The 20,789-nt window shown below is 73.9% G+C and carries 16 protein-coding genes, 1 pseudogene and 1 riboswitch; of the genes and pseudogenes, 6 read left to right on the forward strand and 11 right to left on the reverse strand.

Annotated elements, in window-relative coordinates; genetic code table 11:
* Positions 1-141 precede the first annotated feature (141 nt).
* Positions 142-2,928 (forward strand): SpoIIE family protein phosphatase, encoded by a 2,787-nt coding sequence (locus ABD347_RS13720; protein WP_344360587.1) that lies wholly within the window; start codon positions 142-144, stop codon positions 2,926-2,928.
* Positions 2,929-3,663: 735 nt separating this feature from the next.
* Positions 3,664-3,828, forward strand: a riboswitch (cyclic di-AMP (ydaO/yuaA leader).
* A gap of 4 nt (positions 3,829-3,832) precedes the next feature.
* Positions 3,833-4,618, forward strand: coding sequence for a transglycosylase SLT domain-containing protein (locus ABD347_RS13725; protein ID WP_344360588.1), 786 nt, complete (start codon positions 3,833-3,835; stop codon positions 4,616-4,618).
* On the opposite strand, the pseudogene ABD347_RS13730 reads toward ABD347_RS13725, so the two are convergent.
* Positions 4,602-5,171: pseudogene (locus tag ABD347_RS13730) on the reverse strand (IS5 family transposase); the annotation flags it as partial. The gene ABD347_RS13725 and the pseudogene ABD347_RS13730 sit on opposite strands and share 17 nt — an antisense overlap.
* Before the next feature lie 63 nt (positions 5,172-5,234).
* Between ABD347_RS13730 and ABD347_RS13735 the strand changes: the two are divergent.
* Positions 5,235-5,531: a hypothetical protein gene (locus ABD347_RS13735; RefSeq protein ID WP_344360590.1), complete on the forward strand. Its 297-nt coding sequence runs from the start codon at positions 5,235-5,237 to the stop codon at positions 5,529-5,531.
* 832 nt (positions 5,532-6,363) lie between these two features.
* Here the strand turns inward: ABD347_RS13735 and ABD347_RS13740 are convergent.
* The 7 genes from ABD347_RS13740 to ABD347_RS13770 all read right to left on the reverse strand — a co-directional run bounded on the left by ABD347_RS13740 (position 6,364) and on the right by ABD347_RS13770 (position 13,095).
* The gene (locus ABD347_RS13740) at positions 6,364-7,965 is read right to left on the reverse strand and encodes a polyamine aminopropyltransferase (RefSeq protein WP_344360592.1); all 1,602 of its coding nucleotides are present in this window, start codon (positions 7,963-7,965) and stop codon (positions 6,364-6,366) included.
* Positions 7,966-7,973: 8 nt separating this feature from the next.
* Positions 7,974-8,411 carry a DUF350 domain-containing protein gene (locus tag ABD347_RS13745; RefSeq protein ID WP_344360594.1) on the reverse strand — a complete coding sequence of 146 codons (438 nt, stop codon included), beginning with the start codon at positions 8,409-8,411 and terminating at the stop codon, positions 7,974-7,976.
* A gap of 93 nt (positions 8,412-8,504) precedes the next feature.
* The gene (locus ABD347_RS13750) at positions 8,505-8,918 is read right to left on the reverse strand and encodes a DUF4247 domain-containing protein (RefSeq protein ID WP_344360596.1); all 414 of its coding nucleotides are present in this window, start codon (positions 8,916-8,918) and stop codon (positions 8,505-8,507) included.
* Entirely contained in the window at positions 8,915-9,409 is a 495-nt protein-coding gene (locus ABD347_RS13755; RefSeq protein WP_344360597.1) for a DUF2617 family protein, read from the reverse strand. Before ABD347_RS13755 ends, ABD347_RS13750 begins: the two co-directional genes overlap by 4 nt.
* Before the next feature lie 158 nt (positions 9,410-9,567).
* Positions 9,568-10,038 (reverse strand): MSMEG_6728 family protein, encoded by a 471-nt coding sequence (locus tag ABD347_RS13760; protein WP_344360599.1) that lies wholly within the window; start codon positions 10,036-10,038, stop codon positions 9,568-9,570.
* A gap of 90 nt (positions 10,039-10,128) precedes the next feature.
* Positions 10,129-11,457 carry an ROK family transcriptional regulator gene (locus ABD347_RS13765; RefSeq protein ID WP_344360600.1) on the reverse strand — a complete coding sequence of 443 codons (1,329 nt, stop codon included), beginning with the start codon at positions 11,455-11,457 and terminating at the stop codon, positions 10,129-10,131.
* Between the two features lie 60 nt (positions 11,458-11,517).
* Entirely contained in the window at positions 11,518-13,095 is a 1,578-nt protein-coding gene (locus tag ABD347_RS13770) for a GMC oxidoreductase (protein ID WP_344360602.1), read from the reverse strand.
* Between the two features lie 192 nt (positions 13,096-13,287).
* Between ABD347_RS13770 and ABD347_RS13775 the strand changes: the two genes are divergently transcribed.
* Complete coding sequence (locus tag ABD347_RS13775) at positions 13,288-13,488, forward strand: hypothetical protein (RefSeq protein WP_344360604.1); 201 nt, start codon at positions 13,288-13,290, stop codon at positions 13,486-13,488.
* A gap of 480 nt (positions 13,489-13,968) precedes the next feature.
* Here ABD347_RS13775 and ABD347_RS13780 read toward each other — a convergent pair whose 3' ends face one another.
* Complete coding sequence (locus tag ABD347_RS13780) at positions 13,969-14,682, reverse strand: ribonuclease H family protein (RefSeq protein ID WP_344360606.1); 714 nt, start codon at positions 14,680-14,682, stop codon at positions 13,969-13,971.
* 324 nt (positions 14,683-15,006) lie between these two features.
* Here ABD347_RS13780 and ABD347_RS13785 point away from each other — a divergent pair, with 324 nt between their 5' ends.
* Positions 15,007-18,201, forward strand: a complete 3,195-nt coding sequence (locus tag ABD347_RS13785) for an amidohydrolase family protein (protein WP_425575651.1) — start codon at positions 15,007-15,009, stop codon at positions 18,199-18,201.
* An 88-nt stretch (positions 18,202-18,289) separates the two neighbouring features.
* On the opposite strand, the gene ABD347_RS13790 is transcribed toward ABD347_RS13785, so the two are convergent.
* Both ABD347_RS13790 and ABD347_RS13795 read right to left on the reverse strand, forming a co-directional pair.
* Positions 18,290-18,676: a VOC family protein gene (locus ABD347_RS13790; RefSeq protein WP_344360608.1), complete on the reverse strand. Its 387-nt coding sequence runs from the start codon at positions 18,674-18,676 to the stop codon at positions 18,290-18,292.
* A gap of 269 nt (positions 18,677-18,945) precedes the next feature.
* Complete coding sequence (locus ABD347_RS13795; protein WP_344360610.1) at positions 18,946-19,422, reverse strand: hypothetical protein; 477 nt, start codon at positions 19,420-19,422, stop codon at positions 18,946-18,948.
* Between the two features lie 167 nt (positions 19,423-19,589).
* On the opposite strand from ABD347_RS13795, the gene ABD347_RS13800 reads away from it, so the two are divergent.
* A complete protein-coding gene (locus ABD347_RS13800) occupies positions 19,590-20,744 on the forward strand; it encodes an AI-2E family transporter (protein WP_344360613.1) in 1,155 nt (384 codons plus the stop codon).
* Positions 20,745-20,789 lie beyond the last annotated feature (45 nt).

Below are 20,789 nucleotides of genomic sequence, written 5' to 3' on the forward strand. Positions count from 1 at the left end.
CGCGCGTCGGTGACGAGGCCCGCGGTCAGGGGGCCGAACCCTCCGGGAGGCCGCCCGTCTGCGCGGCCGACGCGGCCGGTCCGGCCGCCGCGGCCGGCCGTAAGGTCGCTCCGGCGGCCGATGCGGTGTTAGAAATAGGGCATGAGCGGACGTCTCGGACGGACCAGGCGAGCGTCGGGCCGCCCGGCCCCGGGACGCGTACCGAGCGCTCCTGACCGGCCCCGGCCCTCGGAGACTCAGCGCCCGCCGCACCGGGGCGTGCGGCCCCTGCTGGGTGTGCGCACCGTCGCCGGACAGGTCCTGCTGCTCCAGATCCTGGTCGCGGTGCTCCTGATCACCGCCGCGGTGGTCGCACTGGCGTTCCAGGCCCGTTACGACGGCGAGCGGGACGCCCAGAACCGCTCGCTCGCCGCCGCCGAGTCCTTCGCGGACGCCCCGGGCACCGCGGCGGCGCTCACGAGCCCGGACCCGACCGCCGCGCTCCAGAGCTCGGTGATCAGGGCCCGGGAGGGCTCCGGCCTGGACTTCATCGCGGTGATGGCCCCGGACGGGACGCGGGTCGCCGACAACGAGCCGTCGCTGGTGGGCAGCCGGGCCGAGGGCGTGGAGCGCGCCGCGGCCGGGACCGCGTTCACGGAGATCTTCGAGGGTGCTCCCAACGACGCGGCCCGCGCCGTCGTCCCGGTCACCGACGCCGACGGTTCGGTGGTGGGGCTGGTGAGCGCGGGTGTCTCGATCGAGAGCGTGGGGGACGCGGTCAACCGTCACCTGCCGGTGCTCCTGGGCTCCGCCGGTACCGCGCTCGCGCTGGCGGTCGGCAGCTCGGCGCTGGTGAGCCGGCGGCTGCGCCGCCAGACGCACGGCCTCGGCCCCACCGAGATGACCCGGATGTACGAACACCACGACGCCGTTCTGCACGCGGCGCGCGAGGGGGTCCTCATCATCGGCGACGACGGCCGGCTGACGCTGGTCAACGACGAGGCCCGCCGACTCCTGGAGCTGCCGCCGGACGCGGAGGGACGCCCGGTCACCGACCTCGGTCTGGACGTGGGCACCGCGGAGCTGCTCGCCTCGGGCCGTGCCGTCACCGACGAGGTGCACCTGGCCGGGGACCGTCTGCTGGCCGTCAACACCCGGCCCACCGCCCCGTACGGCGGGGCGTCCGGCACGGTCGCGACGCTCCGCGACACCACCGAGCTGCGGGCGGTGTCGGGGATGGCGGAGGTGGCCCGGGAGCGGCTGAAGCTGCTGTACGAGGCGGGGGTGCGGATCGGGACGTCGCTGGACGTGGTGCGGACCGCCGAGGAGCTGTCGGAGGTGACGGTCCCCGGGTTCGCGGACTTCGTCACGGTGGAGCTGCTCGACCCCGTCCTGCGCGGTGAGGAGCCGTCGGGCACGCACACCGAGATGCGGCGCGCGGCGGTGAGCGGCATCCGTGACGACCACCCGCTCCAGCCGGTGGGCGACCTCATCCGGTTCGCCGTCCCCACCACGCCGATGGCGGCGGCCCTGGGGAGCGGGCACGCGGTGCTGGAGCCGGATCTGAACGTCGCCCACGGCTGGCGGGCGCAGGACCCCCAAGGCGCCGGCGCGGCCCTGGCGTACGGCATCCACTCGCTGGTCACGGTGCCGTTGCAGGCGCGTGGGGTGGTGCTGGGCATGGCCAACTTCTGGCGCTCGGAGCGGGCGGAGCGGTTCGAGGAGGAGGACCTCGCCTTCGCCGAGGAGGTGGCCGCCCGGGCGGCGGTCGCCATCGACAACGCGCGCCGCTTCACCCGGGAGCACGCCATGGCCGTCACGCTCCAGCGGAGCCTGTTGCCGCGGGTGCTGCCGGAGCAGAGCGCTCTGGACATCGCGTACCGCTACCTGCCGGCGCAGGCGGGGGTGGGCGGTGACTGGTTCGACGTCATCCCGCTGCCCGGGGCGCGGGTCGCGCTGGTGGTGGGCGACGTGGTGGGGCACGGTCTGCACGCCGCCGCGACGATGGGGCGGCTGCGGACGGCGGTGCACAACTTCTCCGCGCTGGACCTGCCGCCGGACGAGCTGCTGGGCCACCTGGACGAGCTGGTGTCCCGCATCGACCAGGAGGAGGCCGGCGACGGCGAGGGCATCACCGGCGCGACCTGCCTGTACGCGATCTACGATCCGGCGACCGGCCGGTGCAGCGTGGCGACCGCAGGGCACTTCGCACCGGTCCTGGTCCTTCCGGACGGCACGGTGGACTGCCCCGAGGTGCCGGTCTTCCCCCCTCTCGGGCTGGGCAACCTGCCGTTCGAGACGGCCGAGCTGCAGCTGGCGGAGGGCACCCGGCTCGTGCTCTACACCGACGGGCTGATCGAGCACCGTGAGCGCGACCTGGACACGGGGCTCCGCGTACTGCGCGAGACGCTGTCGGGCCACCCGGACCGCACACCCGAGGAGACCTGCCGGGCCGTGTTCAGCGCCATGCTGCCGCCGCACCGACGCGACGACATCGCCTTGCTGGTGGCGCGGACGAACCTGCTGGACCGGGCCCGCGTCGCGGACTGGGACGTGCCCCCCGACCCCTCGGCCGTCGCCCGGGTGCGGGCCGCGTGCGGGCGCCAGCTGGAGCAGTGGGGACTCGAGGACATCGGGTTCAGCACCGAGCTGATGCTCAGTGAGCTGATCACGAACGCCATCCGTTACGGATCCGAGCCGATCCATGTGCGGATGCTCTACGAGCGCTGCCTGATCTGCGAGGTGTCCGACGGCAGCAGCACCTCCCCGCACCTGCGGCGCGCGGCCACCACCGACGAGGGCGGCCGCGGGCTGTTCCTGGTGTCCCAGTTCGCCGAGCGGTGGGGCACCCGGTACACCCCCACCGGGAAGGTGATGTGGACGGAGCAGTCACCGGCCGCCGGGCCACGGCAGCCGGTGGAGCTGATGCTCGACGACGTCTCCTGGTGACCGTCCGCGGCCGCCCCGCCCCACCGTGATCCGCCGCGACCAGCCGTCACCGCCAAGGGGCCGGCGCCTGGTGCCGCGGGCCCTCTCGCCGGCCACCGGCAGGCCGGCGCCGCCCGGCCCCGGAACCGCCGCTGCGGACCGCCCGGCCCCGTACACACGAGGGCTACGCATGGCTGCACGCGCCGGCCGGGCGGGGCGGCCGAGTGCGGCACCCGGCTGCCGCACCGGTTCGGCAGCACCGGGGACGGCCCGGCCGAGGCCCCTTTCCCTCTTCGGCCGCCAGCGCGAACGGGGCCACGTCCGCGCCAGGCCCCGCCAGCGGGAGCCGAACCGGAGCGGAGCGGGGCCGCGCGCGGGCTTCGGCGCCGGCACCTGGCCGGTCGTGCGCGCCGGCCGCACCCGGGCACGACGACCACCCACCACACCACGACACACCTTTAGTCCAATTTGGACGTTTATTCACCCTTTGGCGGTATCGCGGTGACCGCCCATATTGGGCCGCACATAGGGGACTTGTGACCCCGGATGGGCGGGCGTGATAAGAATCACCGGACGGTTCCGGCCCCGGACCGTTCCACAGGCCTTTTTTCCGCTCGCACACAGCGAAGTTGACGGTTCGACACGCGCGTGGGAAAGGTTCGCGGCGGTCGATTCGAGCCTTGTTCCGTCCGGCCCCCCTCGCTTACGGTCCCCTCAATCCGGATGGACCGCCGAATCCTGCCGCCGTCCGGAGACCCCACCCACCCACCCACTCACGTACGTACGGCAGGAGCGGGGGACCCAGGTAAGTCGCCGGTCCGGAGCACTTCCGGAACGGCTCGGGGTGAAGTCGCGGATACCGCGGCCGGACATCTCCAGTCCGAACCCGACAGCTCACCTCGTAGGCGACGGAGAGGAATTCGCCATGCCCGCAAAGGGTAAGCACCGCCGTCCCAAGAACAATCCGCTCGCCCGCCGTTTCGTCGCCGCGGGCACGGGCGGCGCGGCACTCGCGCTCCCCATGATCGGCGCCACCACCGCGCAGGCGGCCCCGAGCGCGGCGCCCACCGCCACGCACGCCGTCACCGCCGCGGTCGCCGCCGCACCGAGCGCCACCGTCACGGCGAAGGCCGGTCCGGTCACGTACTCCGTCGTCGCGGGCGACTCCCTCTCCAAGATCGCGAGGGAGCACGGGGTGAGCGGTGGCTGGCAGAAGCTCTACGAGGACAACCGGAAGGCCGTCGGCGCCGACCCGTCCCTGATCCGTCCCGGCCTCGAGCTGACGATCGGCGCGAAGGCCCCGGCCGCGCGCTCCTCCGCCACGCCCGAGCGGGCCGACCGTTCCGCCGAGCGCAAGGCGGCGCCGGTCGCCGCCAAGGCCGCGACGTACCCGGACAACCTCGACGGCTGGATCCGGGAGGCGCTGGACGTCATGGCCCGGCACGGCATCCCCGGCAGCTACGAGGGGATCCACCGCAACATCATGCGCGAGTCCTCGGGCAACCCGCTGGCGATCAACAACTGGGACATCAACGCCATCAACGGAACGCCCTCCAAGGGCCTCCTCCAGGTGATCGCTCCGACCTTCGAGGCCTACCACGTGCCGGGCACGTCGACAGACCCGTACGACCCGGTCGCCAACATCACCGCCGCCTGCAACTACGCCGCCGACAGGTACGGCTCCATCGACAACGTCAACGGTCCGTACTAGGTCGTGTCGGGGAAGTCGTGGAGCCGAGTCGAAGGCAGGCGAGGGTGACCATGGCCTGGTACTGGGCGGCGCGTTCGTCGTAGCGGGTGGCCAGGGCCCGGTTCTGCTCGAGCCGGCTGAGGCAGCGCTCGATCACGTTCCGCCGCCGGTAGGCGGACCGGTCGTGCCGGCAGAGCCTCTCGCCTCGGCGGATGCGGCCGTTGATCCGGTCGATCCGCTCGCCGAATCGTGCAGGCGATCCCGCGTCGTCGCGGGTGGGCCCGGATTTCGCGGGCGGAGCAACCCTTGTCCGCGACCACACGGCCGGGCCGGGTCCGGGGACGTCCCGGGCCCGGCCGCCTGACGCTGATCCGGTCCATGACGGGCTCGAACCGGGTGCGGTCGTTGACGTTCCCGCCGGTCAGGGTGGAGGCGAGCGGCCGGCCCCGCCCGTCGCAGGCCAGGTGGATCTTGCTGGTCAGCCCGCCGCGTGGGACCGGCCGAGGACCTCGCCTTCCCAGGCCCCTTCCCTGGGCGCTGGACGACGGCATCGTGCGTGGACGCCAGAGCGCACCGGTGGCGGTCCTCTGGCGGAGGGAGTGGACTGGAAGGGGGCGAACGAGGAGGTGCGTACCTGATGCCGATCATCATGGTGCAGGAGATGCCGGGTGTTACCCAGGCCCAGTACGAGCAGGTGACCGACCGGGTGAGCGGCGGCAAGGGCGGCCTCGGCTCACGGGCCGACTATCCGGTTCCGGGCCTGATTTCGCACGCCGCCGGCCCCACCCCCGACGGATGGATCGTCGTCGACGTCTGGGAATCGGAGGAAGCCCTCCAACGGTTCTCCGAACACCTCCTGCCCGCCCTCAGAGAAGCGGGCGTGCCGGAGGACCGGCCGAAGATCTTCTCGGCGTTCAACGTCATCACCGACTAGGTACGCCAGGCAGCCCCGGTGGACAGCTTCTACAAGATCCCGTTCACCACCTGGCGCAGGTCCCGCACCGGCCTGCCCATCCTCGCCCGGCGCCAGCAACGGATGCGATCAACGCCCACGACCCATCCGTCAGTTCATGTCGACGCACCACGCACCACGCAGGGAGCGATCGACCCCCCGCAGTCCCCGCACCGCACCCCGGGGCCGGCCGCGCACGAGCGGCCGGCCCCGGCGGCGTCGTGCCGCGGCGCCGTGGCGGCTCGCGCGGGGCGGACGCAGCGGGAGGACGGACGCGTTCACCGGCTCCCGTGACGACGCCGACCGGGCCGGGAGCGCCCGGGCCTGTCGCTCCCGGGCCTGCCGCGTGACCTCCGACCTGTTGCATACGTATGCAAACCATGACAACATTTCCCGTACCGCGCATTACGAGGAGTTCGCCCGCATGGCCCACGAAGCCGACCCGACTGCTCCCACCCCAGCGTTTCGCATCAACACAGCTCTCGCCCGCGACTGCCACGACTGCGGTGAATGGGGCACCGTCATCAACGCCCACGGTCATGACGAACCGTGCCCGTCCTGCCAGCGTCCGGGCTCTGCGTGACGCCGCCGCCGACCACCTTGCCCCGGGGCGGCGCCCCGCCCCCAGCGGCGTCCGGCGTCCCGGCAGCCGTACGCGACGGCCCTCCGGCCGTGGCGAACGGCCCGGGCCGGGTGCGCCTCCACGCCGCACGACCACGTCGGGCCGGTACGGCGGCGCTCGCGCGAGGCCGGGACGACCCCGAGCGCCCCGCGCGGCAGCCCGTCCCCCCGACGAGAGGGTGGCTGCCCCGGCTCAGTAGTTCCGCCACTCGTGGCGGGTGTACTCCAGCACCGCCGGATCCATCAGTGTGCTCGCCCGTACGTCCTGGGGACGCCGGTCCACCGGGAAGACGGTGGCGGCCGCGAGGACGTCGTCGTCGAGGAAGCGCAGCGGCGGCGTACCGGCCGCCAGGCGCAGCGCCGGTGGCGGGCCGCCGGTGCCGGGGGTGGCGAGGACGAAGCCCCAGTTGCCGAAGCTGGGGACGTCGACCTGGTACGGGGTGGTGGCGTAGCCGGCCTCGCGGATGGTGGCGTCGATGGACCAGTACGACTTGGGCGCGAAGAACGGTGAGCCGCCCTGCACCATCACGCGGCTGTCAGGGGTCAGGACCCGGCCCATCAGGTGGTAGAACTCCACGCTGTAGAGCTTGGCCAGCGCGGCGGTGTCGGGGTCCGGGAAGTCGACGATGACCGTGTCGTAGCGCCCGGTCGCGTCCCGCAGCCAGTTGAAGGCGTCGGCGTGGACGACCGTGACGCGCGGGTCGGACAGCGCGTGGTCGTTGAGGTCGAGCAGCGGTGTGAACGTACGTGCCAGGCGGGTCATCGCCGGGTCCAGGTCGACCAGGGTCACCGTGTCGACGTCGTCGTAGCGCAGGACCTCGCGCAGGGCCAGCGCGTCGCCGCCGCCCAGGATGAGCACGGAGGAGCGTTTCCCCGACAGGGCGGGGTGGACGAGCGCCTCGTGGTACCGGTACTCGTCCACGGAGGAGAACTGCAGGTCGCCGTTGAGGAACAGCCGGGTGTCCGGCTCCCCGGTGAAGGCGGTGGAGCGGGTGACGACGATGTCCTGGTACGGCGTGGTCTCGGCGTGCACGATGGGATCGCGGTAGAGCTGCTGGCGCGCCGTGACCTCGATGTCGTCGGCCAGCACGTACACGGCGGCCAGGACCGCGAGGACGCCGGCCGCGCCGGCCAGCAACCCGTTGCGCACCATGGGGCGGGTCTCGCGGCGGAAGATCCACAGGACGACGACGACCCCGGCCACCGCGTTGACCGCCCCCACCACCAGTGCGCCCCTGAGCTGGCCGAACGCGGGCAGGAGCAGCAGCGGGAAGCAGAGGCCGCCGACCAGCGCGCCGACGTAGTCCGCGGCGAACATGTCGGCGACGGCGCTGCCCGCCTCCTGCCGCCTGATCCGCTGGAGCAGCGTCATCAGCAGCGGGATCTCGGCTCCCACGAGGAGGCCCACGACGAACGAGACGACCACCATGGCCGGCATGTACAGCCGCAGCCAGGCGAAGGCGACGTACAGGATGAGCACCGACAGGCCGCCGACGAGCGCGAGCAGGATCTCGACGAGGGCGAAGGCCCCGACCGCGCGGCGTTGCAGCGGCTTGGCGGCCAGGGAGCCGATGCCCATGGCGAAGACCATGACGGAGATGACCACGGAGGTCTGCATCACGGAGTTGCCGATGAGGTAACTGCCCAGCGCCGTCAGCGCCAGTTCGTAGACCAGCCCGCAGGCCGCGCAGACGAACACCGCGAGGAGCAGCAGGAAGCGTGTCCCGCGCGCGTGCGCCCCCGGTGGCCGGGGGGACGCGGCCGGGGTGGTGCGGTCCGGTGCGGTGGTGCTCATGGTGGGGCTCAGGAAACGGCGGCGCCGACCATGAAGGCCGTGCCGAGGTACATCGCCGCCTGGACCCAGGCGGCGGGGTGGGGGCTGGTCCCGTTGTCGTCGAGCACGGCGTGGCCCAGGCGGCCGGGGGTGAGCAGCCCGACGACGACCGAGATCAGCGTCATCACGACGACGCCGGCGAGCCCGTAGAGGAGGGTGCTGAACAGGCCCTCGGAGAGGCCCTGTTCCGATTCGCTGGCCCGGATGGACTGCTCGATGACGAGGCCGATGGCGATCGTCTGGCCGGCGAGGAGAACGGCGGCGCCGCGGTTGCGCTCGGTCCACACCACGTGGACGAGCTTTCCGGGGGTGACGAGGTCGAGTGCGATGAAGCCGACCGCCATCACGACGAAGCCGACGAGGCCGTAGAGCAGGGCGATGCCTGCCGACTCGAAGATCTCTGCCACGGTGTGCCTTTCGGGGACGTCGTCGAGGGGTTCGGGAGGAGACGGAAACGGAGGAGGGGGGCGCAGGGGCCGCGGGTGTGCCGACCCGGCAGGTCACTTGCCGGAGCCGGGGCCCCCGCCGCGGAACGCGGCACTGTCGGGGTCCGGCCACACGGAGCCGAGGTGGGTGCGCCAGCGGTGGTAGCCGGTGCGGTAGTCGGCGATCTCGATCAGGCTGCCGGTGCCGCCGGCGTGCGGGCTGATCGCGACGATGTCGTTGCGGTAGCGGAGGAACTCCTTGCCACCGTCGGTGAGGCGGGCCACGGCCGGGGTGTTGCCGTCGATCTCCTTCGCGACCCTGGGCGCCGGATCCGCCCTGTCGACGTAGCCGGCGCCGCTGGAGGAGTACGCGCCGCGGATCCAGCCGGACGGTACGGCGTTGCCGTCGTCGTCGTCCGGATCGCTGGAACAGGCGGCGAGGGCCAGCGTGGCGAGGAGCATCACGCTGACGCGTCGAGCGGTCTTCATCGGGCCTCCAGCCGGGTGTGCGTCGCCACGATCCGGCGGCTCTGCGGGTAGGTGTGCCAGGTGCGCCAGCTCAGCCCGGCGCTCTCCCGCTCGACGGTCAGTGCGGTGACCGCTTCCGGCGAGCCGGGGAAGACTCCGTACAGCGCCCGGGGATGGACCTCCGAGCGGCTCCGGATCCGGGCCACCCGGGCGCTGAACTCCCTGGGGCCGAAGCGCCGGACGCGGGCGCCGAAGTCGTAGTGCCAGTCGTCGAAGTCCTGTGCCGCCGTGTCCGGCAGGCCGCCCTCGACGCCGGGCAGGCAGGCGACGGTCTCCTGGACCGGGCCGGCGAACACCTGGTGGGAGGCGCCCAGCAGCCTGAGCTGTACGTCGAGTCCGCCGACGGCGAGGTCGCGCACGGCGAGGGCCTCGCGGGCGGGACGTCCCAGGACGAACGACAGCTGGTCGGCGTCCGTGTCCAGGTACGGGACGGTCAGCGCTATGCCGCTCATCCGGCGCCGCCCGTGCCTGTGACCGGCGCCGTGTCGATGACGGCAGGCGTGAGTCTCAACGATGTTCCCCCGGCTGCGATGTGCTTGGAGCGCGGCCGAGTATGGCACAGCCGGGCAGCGCGCCTCGTGGAGGGTGCCGGGCCGTCTCGCGGAGGGTGTCAGGCCGCCTCGCGGTCGGATCCGGGCCACACGTAAGGCAGGTCGGCCGGGACCCCGGCGAAGTGCGCCGCGTAGAAGTCGGGATCCTTCCGCAGCAGGGCCGACTGGTGGCTCCGGTGGAAGCCGGGGTCGCCGAGCCAGGGTGGCACCTCGCCTGCCTCGGCGAGCTCGCCCTGCGGACGGACCGGTGCGCCGGGGCGGACGCCCTGGAAACCCGCGAGCAGGGACACCGCGCAGGTGTCCCGGTGGCCCAGGGCGGTCCACGCGGCGCAGATGTCCAGCCCGTAGCGGACCAGGGCCTCCTCGTAACCGACCCACATCCGTACGGCCGGGTGCCGTCGCCAGCCGTACCCGGGCACGGTCAGCCCGCGCAGCACCTGGAGCGCCTCGACCCGCTGTTTGCCCAGGCGACGCTGGTCGAGCACCTCGGCACAGGCCGAGAACCGGGGGAACGGCAGGAACGTCTGCACACCCACGTGTCTACCGCCCCGGCCCCGCCTCCGCACGCCGGGGTCACCCGCGGCGCGGGCTCGGCGGCCGTCCCCCGCCCATGGCGCCGCTCACTGCGCCGCGCGGTCCCGGAGCGTCGCCCGCCAGGCCGGTGACGCCTGCTCCACGAGCCCCGGCCCGGGGCCGGCCCCGGCGCGGCGGCCTCCCCGGGCGAAGAAGTCGGCGAGCGGCAGGATCGCCGCGCCCACCGTGACGGCGTCGGGACCCAGCCGGCCGAGCTCGACGCTGACGCGTGCGGCCGGGTAGGCGAGGGCGTACGACGCGGCGTGGGTCCGCACCGACTCCAGGAACCGTTCCCCGAGCTGGAGGCCGGCCCAGCCGCCGACGAGGATGCGCTCCGGCTGGAAGAGGTTGATCAGGTCGGAGAAGCCCGCGCCGAGGTACTCGGCGGTCTCCTCCAGTACGGCCAGGGCGGTGGCGTCCGGCTCCGCGCCCGTTTCCGGATCCGGGTAGGCGGCGGCGAGCATCGCGGTCAGCGCCGTTTCCTCGTCCGCCCCGGCGGGCGGGCGCCCGCCCGCCTCGGCCCACCGCTCCAGCAGCGCCTCGGCGCCGGCGTACGCCTCCACGCAGCCGAGCGCCCCGCAGCGGCAGCGGCGCCCCCGGACCCGTACCGTCAGGTGCCCCCACTCGACGGCGCGGCCCGGTCCCATGTCGTCGGTGACGACGCACGCGCCGACGCCGGAGCCGAACAGCACGACCACGGCGCTGTGCGCGCCGCGTCCCGCGCCGAACCACATCTCCGCCTGCCCGAGCGTCTTGGCGCCGTTGTCTATGCAGTACGGCACCGAGTCGGGCAGCGCGACGGCGGCGCGCAGCAGCCGCTCCAGGGGCACCGCGTCCCAGCCGATGGTCTGGCCGTGCACGACGGCTCCGTCCTCCGGCGTCCTGGCGACGATCCCGGGCACTCCGACGCCGACGCCGAGCAGGTGGCCGGGGTCGACACCCGCCCGGTCGAGGACCTCGGCGATGCCGCCGCGCAGATGGTCGACGACGACACCGACGTCGTAACGCTCGTGCCCGCCGGGGGCACCGGCCGCCAGGGGGCGCTCGGTGCGGGCCAGTTCGGTCAGGGTGAGGTCGAAGAGCTCGATCCGCACCCGGGTCTCACCGACGTCGACGCCGATCATGCAGCCGCTGCCGGGGCTGACGCGCAGCAGGGTGCGGGGCCGCCCGCCGGCGGAGTCGACGCTTCCGGCCTCCTCCACCAGCCCCTCGGCGACCAGCTCGGCGACGACGTTGCTGACGGAGCCCGAGCTCAGGCCCGTGGCGGGGCCGAGCGAGAAGCGGCTCAGCGGTCCGTCGAAGTACAGGCACTGCAGCACGGCGGTGCGGTTCTCGCGCCGCAGGTCGCGGACCGTCCGGCCATTGCCCACTGTCACCCAGCCCCCTCTTCGGAAGTGCTCACCGCAACATACCTCCGCGGCGGCCGGGGCCGGCCGTCAGCCCGCTCGGGTGACGATCCCCGCCATGGCGCGTTCGGCGAGGGCCGCGATGGTGAGGGAGGGGTTCACACCTCCGGCGTTGCCGGGCACGAGCGACCCGTCGAGTACGTAGAGGCCCTCGACGCCGTGGACCCGGCCCTCGAGGTCGGTGGTGCGGCCGATGGCACAGCCGCCGAGCGGGTGCCCGGTGAAGGGGCGGGTGGTGACCGTGACAGGGAGCGTGCCGGGGTTGGCGGCGATGACCCGGGAGCTGAGCTCCCGCGCGGACCTGGCGGCCGCCTCGGACTTCCCGGCCGACCAGTCGGCGAGGGCCACCCGGCGGGTGCGGGGGTCGTAGCGGAAGGTGCCCCGGTTGTCGCCGTCGACGGTGACGCTGAAGGTGATGAGCGCCGGAACGGCGTGGTAGCCGGGGAGGACCCAGCTCTCCGCGAGGAGCGGCAGGTCGAACTCGTCGGGGAAGAAGGCGCCGGAGGCGCAGGGTGAGCCCTGTGAGCCGCCGTGGAAGCGCAGGGTCTGCGAGCGCAGGGTCAGCTGGTCGCCGTTGTCACCGAATCCGGTGCCGAGGGAGGCGGGCAGGTCCGGGAGGTCGCCGCGGTCGCGTGCCGCCACCAGGAGCCGGTTGGTGTTCAGCGTGCCCGCGGCGACGAACAGCATGTCGCAGGTGAACTCGGCGGTGCCGAGCACGGCTCCCCCTGTGGTGAGCCGGCGGACCTCCACGGAGAACCGTCCGTCGCGCCGTCGGCCGATGGACCGCACCTCGTGCAGGGCGCGCAGCTGTACGTGGCCGGTGGCCAGGGCCGCCGGGAGGTAACCGCGGGTCAGCGACTTCTTGGCACCGTTGCCGCAGCCGAAGTCGGACTCACCGACGGTCGCCGAGAGCGGTGCCGTGTGGGCGAGTTCCCGCCGGACGACGTCCCAGTCGAACGTCGATTCCAGCGGGAAGGTCCGGAAGCCCGTCCGGGCGAGGTGCTCGTCCCACAGCCGGGAGTGGGTGAACGGCAGGGAGCGGTAGACGTCCCGGGGCATCGGGGAAGCGCCCAGCATGCGGCGGACCTTCGGGAACCAGGTGCGGGCGAACTCCTCGTAGCGCAGACCGGGGGGATAGAGCCGTTCGAAGTACCGTCGCGGCGGAGCCACCGTGACCCCGGTGTAGACGAGCGACCCGCCGCCGACCCCCGCCCCGCAGGCGATGTCGAGCCCGTTCTCCTCGGACACCTCCATGATCCCGGGACCCGGCCGGACGGGTGTGGGCGGCAGCGCCGGCCAGCGGGTGCTGCCGCGGAACCAGAACATGGTGTCGGTGACGCCGTTCATCGACCCGAAGACGTGCTTGCGGGGAGCGACGGGCCACTCGCGCCCGCGCTCCACCACGAGCGTGTCGACGCCCGCCCGTCCGAGCCGCAACGCGGCCACGGCACCGCCGAACCCCGACCCGATCACCAGCGCCGGGAAGTGCGTCCGCGAGGAGGCGGCGGCGAACGCGCGGCTCCCGGCGCCGCCGAGCACCGCCGCGCCCAGCCCGGCCAGTGTTCCCCGGCCCGCGATTCCCAGGGCTTCTCGACGACGCATCGGCATGGACCACTCCCGCACGGGACGTAACGGACACTCCGCTGCGGAACGACGACCGGCCCCCGAAGGACACGCTTTTCGCACCGGAACGGCCCATAACGCCCCTGGCGGGGCACACCCGATCACCGGCACGGGGGCGACGTTCGTTCGAAGGGCGTGCCGTCGTGACGTCGGCGGGGGGCCGCAGTTGAACCGGGCATGAAGAAGCGCAGCATGCTCGCCGTCGCGTCCCTCGTCACCGGGGCGGCCATCGCCGCCCTCAGCCCGGCACCCCCCACCGCCCAGGCGGCCACCATGGACGCTCCGTCGACCAGTACGGAGGATGCCGATCCCGCCGAGAGTCGGGACAACGGGGACCGGGGCGACGAGGGCGACGAGGCGCCCGCCACCGACGACTAGCAGCGTGCGCGGCCGGCACCTTCGAGCGCGCCGGCCCGGGACCGGCTCGTCCCGCAGGACGGGCGACGGTCCGGAGCGCGCCGGAGCGGTGGGAGCGTGTCATCCTGCTGCCCCCTCCGGCCGGGGGGAGGGGGGCGGGCATGGGGACCGGCCGCCCCTGGCGCGTCAACGATCGAGTGAACCGGTGGACTGGTGTGCACCGCGGCTCTGTTCGGCCGGGGGTCCGGTCCGCCGTGGGCGCCGCCGCGCCAGACGCACCGTGACCGGTGATCCGGGCGTACGGGTGGCGTCGCGCGGTCGGCAGGGGGTGAGCTCGCGCCCGCGCATGGGCTGCGCCCGGGCACCCGCGTGGTGGCCGGGGCGCCCCCTGCCGACGGCTCGTCGCCCGAGTGGCCCGGCTCCGCGACATCCGGGCGCCGCCTCTGCGGCACCCGCCGCGGGGCGCGGCGGGCCGTTGAGCCCCCGGCCGCGGCGGAGGGGTCAGTCGGAGGAGCCGGCGGGGCTCAACGTTCCGCAGTCGGGGTGGCCCCAGCGCGTCCCGAGCTTGGCGATCGGTTCACCGGCGGCGTACGTCCTGCCGCAGGGGCACGTGCCGCGGAACTTCGCCTTGATGGTGCGCGCGGCCCCTCCCGACGCGGCGCGGGCCGGCCGCTTCTTGGGCGCGGCACCGGTTCTCGGCCGTGCCGGGGCGCTGCGCTCCGGCACGGGCCGCGGCACCTCCGTGTCGCCGAGTGCGGTACCGGCGGCCCGCTGGGTGACCGCGGCGTCGCTCGCGGCCTGGTCGGCGATCGCGTTCAGCGGATCGCCGTCCACCCGGTGGGCGGGCACGTAGCGGAACTCGACGTCCCGGTCCGCCAGCAGGGCGTCGATGCCCTGGACGAGTTCCTGGTTCGCGACGGGCTTGCCGGCCGCCGTGCGCCAGCCGTTGCGCTTCCAGTTCGGCAGCCACTGGGTCACGGCCTTCATGGCGTACTGGGAGTCCATGCGCACCTCGAGAGGGGTTGCCGGGTCGACGGCCTCCAACAGCCTCAGCAGGGCGGTGAGTTCACCGATGTTGTTGGTGGCACGGCCCAGCGGCCCCGCCTCCCAGCGCTCGGGGTGGCCCTCGGCGTCGGCGACGACCCACCCCCAGCCGGCCGGACCGGGGTTTCCCTTGGCCGCCCCGTCACAGGCGGCGATGATGCGATCGGACATCCCCCGATCATGCCCTACGGCTCACCACGGGCCGTCCGGGGTACCGGGCACCGGTCGGTTTCCGGACAACGTCCTGCGCCTTGGGGGTGTCCGCGCCTCCCCGACGCCCGGTGTGCGGAACCATGTGTGGCGTCTCGGTTTCCGTGCGCCGGGCCGCCGGGACCGGCGGGGCCGGACTTGCTGAGCGGAGGGCTGTTGGACGCCAGAGGGACGGGCCGGGAGACGAGGACGACCACAGGCGCGCCGGGGCCGGCGCGGACCGCCGCTCCGCCGGTGGGGCCCGCTGGGAACCTCCCGGCCGGTGTGCCGGCATCCGTGGCGGCGGTGTCACGCCGACGGTTCCTGACGGGGGCCGGATCGGCGGCGGGAGCCGTGCTGATGACGCCCGGCGCGGCGGCGGCCGCGGCGGCCAGGGAGCAGGTCGTGTCACTGCGCTACACCGCCGCGACGAACGGGGCGGCCGACCTCGCCCCCTCCGGCGACCGGCTGATCGCCGAAGTCCAGCACGTCCTGTGGTCGTTGCCCCGCGCGGGCGGCACGGCCGTCCCGCTCACCCCGGCGGCGCTGGAACCCAACCGGCCCGTCCACTCGCCCGACGGCTCCCTGGTCGCCTTCTGCGCCTACCAGGGCGGCGGGTTCCACATCTGGACCATGCGGCCCGACGGTTCGGACGTCCGCCGCCGCACCGACGGGCCCTGGGACGACCGGGGGCCTGCCTGGTCCCCCGACGGGCATCGGATCGCCTTCGCCTCCGAACGCGGCGGCGATCCCGTCAGCGGCGCCCCCTACCGCGTCCAGGTGCTCGACCTGCGGACCGGGGCCCTCACCGCCGTCAGCGGTCTGCCCGGACAGGCCGGCCCGCTACAGGACGGCCCCTGGGAGGACTTCGACCCGACGTGGTCGCCGGACGGGAAGCGGATCCTGTTCGTGCGGGCGGCCGTGACGGCCACCCCAACGGGGACGGCTCTCGACGCCCGGACCGTCGTCTCCGTACCGGCGGACGGCGGCGGGCCGGTGCGTGCCGTGCACACCGGTACCGCGGCCGCCCAGGTGATGGTCCCCGCGCTGTCGCCGGACGGGCGGCGGCTCGCGTACCTGCGGGTCACCCCGGCGCCCCACGGCGGGTGCGCCCTCGTCGTCGACGGCGAGCCGGTGGCCGTGCCCGGGGACGTCGCGCCCGTACCACCGCGCTGGACCGCCTGCGGTGAGCTCCTGCTCACCGTCGACGGCCGGTTCACCCTCGTCCGCCCGGAGGCGCCCGGCGCCATGGAGCGGATCCCGTTCGAGGGGACCGTGCCGGTGCGACGGCCGCGTTACCGGCCCAAGACCCACGACTTCGAGGGCGGCCGGACGCGTCCGGTGCGCGGTGTGCACCTGCCGGTGCTGGCGCCAGACGGACGGCGGCTCGCGTTCGCCGCGCTGAACTCCCTCTGGGTGGCGGACACCACGGGCGGCCGGCCACCGCGCCGGCTGGTGCGCGCGGACGTGACGCGCTACCTCCTGGGGCCGGTGTGGGCGCCCGACGGCAAGTCGCTGGTGTACGCCGACGACGGCGACGGCCTGCTCGGGGTGTACCGCCATGACCTCGCCACCGGTACGCGCACGGTACTGGCGACCGGCGGGCGGGTCCATCCGGCCCTCTCCCCCGACGGCGGCCGGCTCGCGTGCCTGGACCTGACGGGCCGTCTCGTGGTCAAGGACCTGCCCACGGGCACCGAACGGGTGCTCGCGGCGCCCCTGGGGGGCGGCGGTCTGCCCGGTCGGCCCAGCTGGTCCCCGGACGGCCGTTTCCTCGCCCTGTGCGACCGCAACCGGCTGAACCAGCGGTTCCGCGAGGGCTACAACCTCATCCGCGTCGTCGACGCCGCGACCGGCGCCGCCCGGCTGCACGCCGTGGCGCCGCACATGTCGGTCTCCGACCGTTACGGCTCGGGCCCGGTGTGGTCGCCGGACGGCCGCTGGATGGCGCTGGTGGTGGAATCGGCCCTGTGCCTGCTGCCGGTGACGGCGGACGGCCGGCCGGCGGGGCCTTTGCGGCAGCTCTCCGGCGAACCCGCCGACACGCCCTCCTGGTCCGGTGACTCCCGCACGCTGCTGTACCTGTCCGGCACCCGGCTGCGACTGACCGGCGTCGACGGAGGCGCCCCGCGTACCGTGCGCGTACCGCTGGACTACCGGCGGGCCGACCCGGCCGACACCGTCGTGCGCGCCGGGCGGTTCTGGGACGGCACCGGCGACGAGGCGTCGGTCCGCGAGGACGTCGACATCGTCGTACGCGGCGGGCGCGTGGCGGCGGTGGAGCCCCACCGGCCGGGCCGGCATCGGCCGGCGACGCGGCGGGTCGACGCCTCGGACCGGACCGTGCTGCCCGGACTGTGGGACGCGCACACCCATCCCTGGCAGTACACGTACGGCGGCCGGCAGACGGCCTGCCAGCTGGCGTACGGCATCACGACCGCCGTGTCGCTCGGCGGGTTCGCCCACGAGCAGGCCCGGGTGCGGGAGGCGGTGGAGGCCGGGCAGCTGGCGGGGCCCCGGCTGCTCAGCTGCGGGGAGCTGCTGGACGGCTCCCGGGTGGCGTACAGCATGGGCAGGGCCCACCGCACGCGCGAGGGGCTGCGCCGGTCGCTGGAACGGGGTGCGGCGCTCGACTGGGACGTGGTCAAGACGTATGTCAGGGCCCCGGACTGGGTGATGGAGGAGGCGGCGCGGTTCGCGCACGAGCGGCTCGGGGTGAGGGTGGGCAGTCACTTCTGCTCGCCCGGCCTGCAGACCGGGCAGGACATGACCACGCACCTGCAGGCGACGCAGCGCGGGGAGACCGGGCACGCGGTGTCCGCGGCCGGCCGGGCCCAGCAGGACGTGCGGGAGATCTACACCGCTCCGGGGGGCGGCTTCACCCTGATCGCCACACCGTTCACCGCGATGTGGCTCCTGGGGGCCGATCCGGGTCTCGCCCGGGACGAGCGGGTCGAGTCGATCATGCCGCCGTGGGATTCCGCGCTCGTGCGGAGGATGTCCGCGCAGCCGCCGAGCGCCGCGCACCTGGAGACGCTGCGTACGGAGATCGGGGTGTACCGGCGGATCCTCGCGTCCGGCGGTGTGGTGGCGCTGGGCACGGACGCGCCGATCGTCCCGGTGGGGCTCTCCCTGCACCTGAACCTGCGGGCGCTGCACCTCGGCGGTCTGTCGCCCGCCGAGGCGCTGAGGACGGCGACGGCGCTCCCGGCGCGGGCGTTCGCCGTGGACGGGGATCTGGGCACCGTGGAGGTGGGCAAGATCGCGGACCTGACGGTGGTGGACGGCGACCCGTTCACCGACTTCGACTCGCTGGTCGCCACGGTGGCGGTGCTCAAGGGCGGGGTCCTGTACGAGCGGGCGGCCCTCGGTGGGGCCTTCGGCGGGCCCGGTGGCCGGGCGGAGGAGGAACGGTCGGGGCGGGACGCGCGGGACTGGCTGGAGGTCGGCCGGGTGATGCGGGGGGACGGCTGCTGTGCGCCCGGCCCCGGTCTCGGGTGACCGGCCACGGCCACGGGTGACCGGTCACGGCCAGGGCCTGGGTGGCCGGCTGCCGCCGCTCGTCCGTGGGCGGGCGGCGGCGGGGCTCTCACTCCTCGGTGTCCTGCGGGTACCAGCGCAGTTCGACGGTGTTGCCGTCGGGATCCCTCACGTAGACCGACTGGGCGGTGCCACGTGCGCCGAAGCGGCTGACCGGTCCCTCCAGCACGTCGAACGTGCCCGAGTCGAGGACCTCCTGCCAGTCCACGGGGTCCACGACCAGGCAGATGTGGTCCACGTTGGACTCACCGCGGGTGCGGGCGAACAGGTCGATGATCATCGTGGGGGTGACCCGCACGGACGGGAACGGCACCTTGCCCGCCCGCCACTCCTCGACCCGTACCGGCTCCAGACCGAGAGGCCCGCAGTAGAACTCCAGGGACCGCTCGACGTCCGCCACGTTCAGCACCACATGATCGAAGTCCTTGACCCTCACGGGCCACCCCCTTACTGTCCCGGCCCGCCTCCGGACCGGCCGTCCTGCCTCTGACTGCCGCTGGCGCCTTCCTCGTCCCTGACGGGACGTCGGGAGACCGACGCCACGGTACTCCGGTGTCCACCGGCCGGTCCGGAGACGTCCCGCGCAGGCGGCGTCGGCCGACCGGCCAGGTGTGGGCGGGCGCGTTCGGACGCATGTGGTCGAGGCGCGGTCCGCGATCCCCGACCGCCCCGGCGTGCCGCCGTGCCGCTTCGTGTGGCCGCCGGTCACCCGTGGGGGCAGCGGCTCTCGGGGGTGGTGAGGACGCGCATGCGGCGGAACAGGTCCCGCGTGAGACGCCGCTCCAGCGTCGTGCTCCAGGCCAGGTCCGGATACCGGCTGCGCAGATGCGCCACCGCCCTGGTGGGCAGCCCGGTGTTCACCAGCGAGTCGTCCACCTCCACAGCGGTGATGGTCCCGGTGGCACAGGCCGAGCAGACCCGGAACGTCACCCGCCCGACGACCTTGCGGACATGGACCAGCAGCAGGTCCTGGAGCCCGCCACCGCCACCGCCGCCCGCAGGGCCGGGGCCGGCCAGGAAGTCGATGTCGCGGTAGGCGATGACGAGACGATGCCACCTGCTTCCGGGCCGGCTCGGACGGCGGTGCCTGGCGCGTGGGCGTACGGAGTGGCGGCTCCGCCGTGCGGGGTGGGCCGGTGTGGGTGACGCGGTGGGCATGACGAGCGCACGGAGTCCCTGCATGGCGTCCGGGTGCCCCGCCCCGCCCGCCTCACTCAGGCCGCCATCCCATCGGGTCACCCCCGGCCCGGGGCGGACGGCCCCTGCCCGGTCACCATGAACGGTCCGTACACATGCGAGCACCTCACCGTCGGTCACCGGGGCGGAACCGTGTCAGTAGGCTGACGCGCATGCCTGCCACTCTGAATTCCACGAAAGCCGCCGCCGCGCTGCGGACATCGGCGCGTGTCTCCGCCGAGTTGTTGCTGGTCCTCGTCATGGTCGCGGTGGTCGTGTGGTTCCTGGGCCGGACGTGGCCGGTCGTCTGGCCGCTGGTCGTGGGGCTGCTGCTCACCACGCTGACCTGGCCGCTGACACGGTTCCTGCGGCAGCACGGGTGGCGTCCCGCGCCGGCCGCGGCGGCGGTGACCGTGCTGTTCCTCCTCGTCGTCGCAGGCATCGCGGCGCTCATCGCGGTGCCGGTCGCGTCGCAGTCCGCCGAGTTGGCGAAGGGTGTGGCCGAGGGCGTCCAGCAGGTGCGCGAGTGGGCCGCCGGGCCGCCGCTGAACATCGACGACGAGGAGATAGCGGGAGCTTTCGACGCCGGTGTCGCCCGCGTCCAGGACAGCGTCGGCAGCATGGTGACCACCGTGGTGACGGGGATCGGCACCGTGTTCAGTGGTGTGGTCACCACGGTCCTGGCGCTGTTCCTGATGTTCTTCTTCCTCAAGGACGGCCCGAGGTTCCTGCCGTGGCTGACCCGTCAGCTGCCCGGCCGGCTCGCCACCGACGTCCCGACCGTGGCCGCGCGCTGCTGGGACACTCTGGGCTCGTTCGTGCGGTGCCAGGCGTTCGTCGGTCTGCTCGACGCCGTCTTCATCGGCCTCGGCCTGTGGATTCTGGGAGTTCCGCTGGTCCTCCCGCTGGCGGTGCTGACCTTCGTGTCCGCGTTCGTACCCATTGTGGGCGCCCTGTTCGCGGGATTCGTCGCCGTTCTCATCGCGTTGGTGTCGAACGGCCTGACCGACGCGCTGCTCGTGCTGGCGATCATCGTCGTCGTGCAGCAGCTCGAAGGCAATGTGTTCCAGCCCATGATCCAGAGTCGTGGACTCGGCCTGCACGCGGCAGTCGTCCTGCTCGCGGTGACGCTGGGCGGGAGCCTGGCCGGCATCGTGGGCAGCCTGCTCGCGGTGCCGATCGCCGCGCTGATCGCGGTGGTCTGGAACTACCTGCGCGAGCAGCTCGGCGAGCCGCCGCAGGAGCCGGAGACCGAGCCGGCACCCGCGGGTGCCGGCGTCCTGTCTCCTGACGGCCCCGAGGCGCGACCGTCCCGCGCGGAGGACTGACGCGCGCCCCTGAGAGGCGCATTCGCACGATCGGTGCCCGCCCCC

It is taken from the genome of Streptomyces gobitricini (genome assembly GCF_039532985.1).
GTDB lineage: Bacteria > Actinomycetota > Actinomycetes > Streptomycetales > Streptomycetaceae > Streptomyces > Streptomyces gobitricini.